Genomic DNA, 3,817 nt, shown 5'->3' with positions numbered 1-3,817 from the left:
ACGAACAGCACGTCGCGCGGCTGCAGGTTGGTCAGGATGGCGGCGAGGTCGCCGGAGCGCTGCAACACCGGCCCCGATGTCGCGCGGAAGCCGACGCCGAGTTCGCGCGCGACGATCTGCGCCAGCGTGGTCTTGCCCAGGCCCGGCGGGCCGAAGAACAGCACATGGTCCATCGCCTCGCGCCGCATCTTGGCGGATTCGATGAACACGCGCAGGTTCTCGCGCGCGGCTTCCTGCCCGGTAAATTCGGCGAGCGACTTGGGCCGCAACGCGGCGTCCGGGTCTTCGTCCTGCCGCGCGGCGGAGAGGAGGGGGTTATCGGTCATGTGCTAGACTGCCGCATCGCGAGACGGGTGTTCATCGCGATCACCCCGCCGCCCGCTTCAGCGCGACGCGCACGAGGTCGTTCAGGCCGGCGTCCTCGCCCAGTTCCTTCAGCGCGGCGGCGACGGCGGTGCTGGCGACGGCGGGTTTGAAGCCCAGGTTCTGGAGCGCGGAAATGGCGTCGGCGCTGGCGGAGCCGGCGGGCAGGGGCACGGCCTCTCCGCCAGGGCCAAGGGGCGAGGCATAGCCGGCCAGACCGCCCGCCTTGTCCTTCAGTTCGTTGACGATGCGCCCGGCGAGCTTCGGCCCCACGCCGTTGGCCCGCGCGACCATGGCGCTGTCGCCATTGGCGCAGGCACGCTGCAATTCCTCGACCGACAGGGCGGACAGGATCGCCAGCGCGACCTTGCTGCCAACGCCCTGCACGGCCGTCAGCAGGCGGAACCACGCCCGTTCGCCCGCGCTGGTGAAGCCGATCAGCCGCTGGTCCGTTTCGCTCACCTGCATCTCGGTATGGACCACGACCTTGTCGCCCCGGATGCCGAGATGGGTGAGCGTCTTGGCCGAGCAGTGGACGAGATAGCCGACGCCGTTCACGTCGATCACGGCCCAGTCGGGGCCGGTGTCATCCAGGGTGCCGGTGAGCTTGGCGATCATGGTTTGTTCCTATGGCAGGATTGTTCGCCGCGCACCAGCCCCTGATGCGTGACGCTTCCTGCCACCGGTGATCGCTACTCTCAGTGCAGCACGCCGGTCCGTTTCATGGACGATGCATACCACAGCAGCAACAGCAGCACGCCCCAGATCAGGGCGGTGAAGATCGCCATCGCGGTGCCGCTCATTTCCGGCGGCCGCTCGGTCATTATCTGGTAGCCTTGACTGACGGCCAGCCCCAGCAAGGACAGCCCGAACGCCGGCACGGCGTGGCGCGATCGCGCGATCAGCAACAGCGAACCCGCCAGCGAACCCCACACGCCCAGCGCCCAGAAGCCGGTGAGCCAGGCGGGCATGGCATCGAGATAGGCCAGCGTATCCGGCGTCAGCTGCGCCATTGCCACCGGATCGCGCGTGACCGTGCGAATGTAATCGAGACAGCCGAAGCTGTTCCACAGCAGGCTGATGACGCCCACCACCCACAGATGCCATGGCGCGCCCAGACGTCTTTCTTCGAGCGGTTGCCGTTCTTCGACAGATACCATGCGCCTCTCCCCATAAGGCTGCTGGCGCATGATACCATCATCGAACCATCCGTCCAAGCGCGAGTCCGGCAGCATCAGAGCCGTTCGATCCGGCGCGCCGCCTCGTCGAGGATGTCGGCGATCTGGTGGGCCACCCCATCGTCGAGGCCGCCCATCAGGCGCTGGCCGAGCGCCACCTTGAGGTTGTGCATCGCCCGGCGCACCGGCGGGCTGCTGTGCCGCTGGCGCTGTTCGCCGAACGCCTTGAGCCGTTCGACCAGCGCATCGGCTTCGGCCGCCTTTTCCGCCAGTTCCGCGCGTCCGCCCTCGGTCACGGTGAAGGCCTTGCGCGATCCTTCGCCGGCCACTTCGGCCAGAAGGCCTTCGTCCACCAGCAGGCTGAGCGTGGGATAGACCACGCCGGGGCTGGGGGCGTATTCGCCGCCGGTCAGTTCCTCGATCGCCTTGATCAGTTCATAGCCGTGGCGATCCTGTTCGGCCACGAGGCGCAGCAGCACCAGCCGCAGTTCGCCGCCGGCGAACATCCGCCCGCGTCCCCTGCCGCCGCCGCGACCGCCCCGGCCGCCCGATTCGTCATCCCAGCCGCCAAAGCCGCCGCCGAAATCGCCGAAACCCCGGCCGAACGGACCGCGTCCGCCCATCATCATCTTCATCATGCCACGCGCGGCGAAACCGCGTCCGTGGTTGCGGCCGTGATCGAGGCCGCAGCGGTGTTGTTCGTGTCGCAATGTCTTTACTCCGTATATCACGATGCTTCTAAGATATATCTTATTGAATGTTGCGCAAGAGCGGGGATGAAAAATTTTTGCGGTGCGCTATCTGCCCCCCATGCGGGTTACGCCCTATCACGAACGCAGATGACCGACCTGTTCGCCTCTCCCCCGGCCGATACGCCACCATCGGAGCCGCGCGACGACGGGCCGCTGGCCGACCGCCTGCGCCCGCGCACGCTGGCCGACGTGATCGGGCAGGAGCACCTGACCGGGCCGGAAGGCGCGATCGGGCGGATGGTGGCGGCGGGCAAGCTTTCCTCGATGATCCTGTGGGGGCCGCCGGGCACCGGCAAGACCAGCACCGCGCGCCTGCTCGCCGATGCCGTGAACATGCGCTTCGTGGCGATCAGTGCGGTCTTCTCGGGTGTGGCCGACCTGAAGAAGGCCTTCGCCGAGGCCGAGGCGATGGCGCTCACCGGCCGGCGTACGCTGCTGTTCGTGGACGAGATCCACCGCTTCAACCGCGCCCAGCAGGACGGTTTCCTGCCGTTCGTGGAGAAGGGCACGGTCACGCTGGTCGGCGCGACTACGGAGAATCCCAGTTTCGCGCTCAACGCCGCGCTGCTCAGCCGCGCGCAAGTGCTGATCCTGCACCGGCTGGATGCTGCCGCGCTCGGCGAATTGCTGCGGCGCGCCGAAGAGATTACCGGGCTGCGCCTCCCGCTTACCGGCCCCGCGCGCGAGGCGCTGGTCGCCTCGGCCGATGGCGACGGGCGCTTCCTGCTCAACCAGGCGGAAACGCTGTTTGACGTTTCGCTGACCGAACCGCTCGATCCCGATGCGCTGTCGAAGTTCCTGATGCGCCGCGTGGCGGTCTACGACAAGGACCGCGACGGGCATTACAACCTGATCTCCGCGCTGCACAAGGCGCTGCGCGGATCGGACGCGCAGGCGGCGCTCTATTACCTCGCGCGGATGCTGACGGCGGGCGAGGAGCCGCTCTACGTGCTGCGCCGGCTGGTCCGATTCGCCAGCGAGGATATCGGCCTGGCCGACCCGCAGGCGCTGGTCCAGTGCCTTGCCGCCAAGGACGCCTACGATTTTCTCGGCAGCCCCGAAGGCGAACTGGCCATCGTCCAGGCCTGCCTCTATTGCGCCACGGCGCCCAAATCGAACGCGGCCTATGTCGCGCAAAAGGAAGCCTGGAAAAGCGCGAAGGAAACGGGATCGCTGATGCCGCCGGCCAATATCCTCAACGCGCCGACCCGGCTGATGAAGGACATCGGCTATGGTGCTGGCTATGCCTATGACCACGACGCGGAAGACGGCTTCTCCGGCGCCGACTACTGGCCGGAAGGCATGGGGGCGCAGCACTATTACCGCCCGGTGGAGCGCGGTTTTGAAAGACAGGTGCGCGAACGAATGGATTGGTGGGAAAGGAAAAGGCGTGAACGTCGGGAAGGCTAGCATCCTTCTGGTGATGGCGGGGACGGTGGTGACGCTAGGCGGCTGCGGGCAGGACGCGACGCCAGCCCCCCGGCCCGCGCAGAGCGCCACGCCCGCCGCGACTGGTGCGCCGGC

The 3,817-nt window shown here is 67.5% G+C and carries 5 protein-coding genes; 1 reads left to right on the top strand and 4 read right to left on the bottom strand.

Going from position 1 to position 3,817, the window contains the following annotated elements; genetic code table 11:
* The 4 genes from B3547_RS11880 to B3547_RS11865 all read right to left on the bottom strand — a co-directional run.
* Positions 1-326, bottom strand: a 326-nt coding sequence (locus tag B3547_RS11880; RefSeq protein ID WP_292963357.1) for an AAA family ATPase, incomplete at its 3' end; no start/stop codon positions are given.
* Positions 327-366: 40 nt separating this feature from the next.
* The gene (ruvA, locus tag B3547_RS11875) at positions 367-981 is read right to left on the bottom strand and encodes a Holliday junction branch migration protein RuvA (protein WP_125954010.1); all 615 of its coding nucleotides are present in this window, start codon (positions 979-981) and stop codon (positions 367-369) included.
* Positions 982-1,061: 80 nt separating this feature from the next.
* Positions 1,062-1,523 carry a hypothetical protein gene (locus B3547_RS11870; protein WP_124808200.1) on the bottom strand — a complete coding sequence of 154 codons (462 nt, stop codon included), beginning with the start codon at positions 1,521-1,523 and terminating at the stop codon, positions 1,062-1,064.
* A gap of 74 nt (positions 1,524-1,597) precedes the next feature.
* Complete coding sequence (locus B3547_RS11865) at positions 1,598-2,251, bottom strand: PadR family transcriptional regulator (protein ID WP_371431952.1); 654 nt, start codon at positions 2,249-2,251, stop codon at positions 1,598-1,600.
* Between the two features lie 129 nt (positions 2,252-2,380).
* On the opposite strand from B3547_RS11865, the gene B3547_RS11860 reads away from it, so the two are divergent.
* The gene (locus B3547_RS11860) at positions 2,381-3,703 is read left to right on the top strand and encodes a replication-associated recombination protein A (RefSeq protein WP_292963352.1); all 1,323 of its coding nucleotides are present in this window, start codon (positions 2,381-2,383) and stop codon (positions 3,701-3,703) included.
* Positions 3,704-3,817 lie beyond the last annotated feature (114 nt).

Origin of the sequence: Novosphingobium sp. UBA1939, assembly GCF_002336885.1 — a bacterium.
Classification (GTDB): Bacteria; Pseudomonadota; Alphaproteobacteria; order Sphingomonadales; family Sphingomonadaceae; genus Novosphingobium.
The sequence above is the reverse complement of the archived record's forward strand: the minus strand, read 5'-3'. Positions and strand labels throughout refer to the sequence as shown.

Excerpts from the sequence above, each read along its gene's own strand:
- ruvA (WP_125954010.1), bottom strand. The coding sequence starts at position 981 with ATGATCGCCAAGCTCACCGGCACCCTGGATGACACCGGCCCCGACTGG.
- B3547_RS11870 (WP_124808200.1), bottom strand. The coding sequence starts at position 1,523 with ATGGTATCTGTCGAAGAACGGCAACCGCTCGAAGAAAGACGTCTGGGC.
- B3547_RS11860 (WP_292963352.1), top strand. The coding sequence starts at position 2,381 with ATGACCGACCTGTTCGCCTCTCCCCCGGCCGATACGCCACCATCGGAG.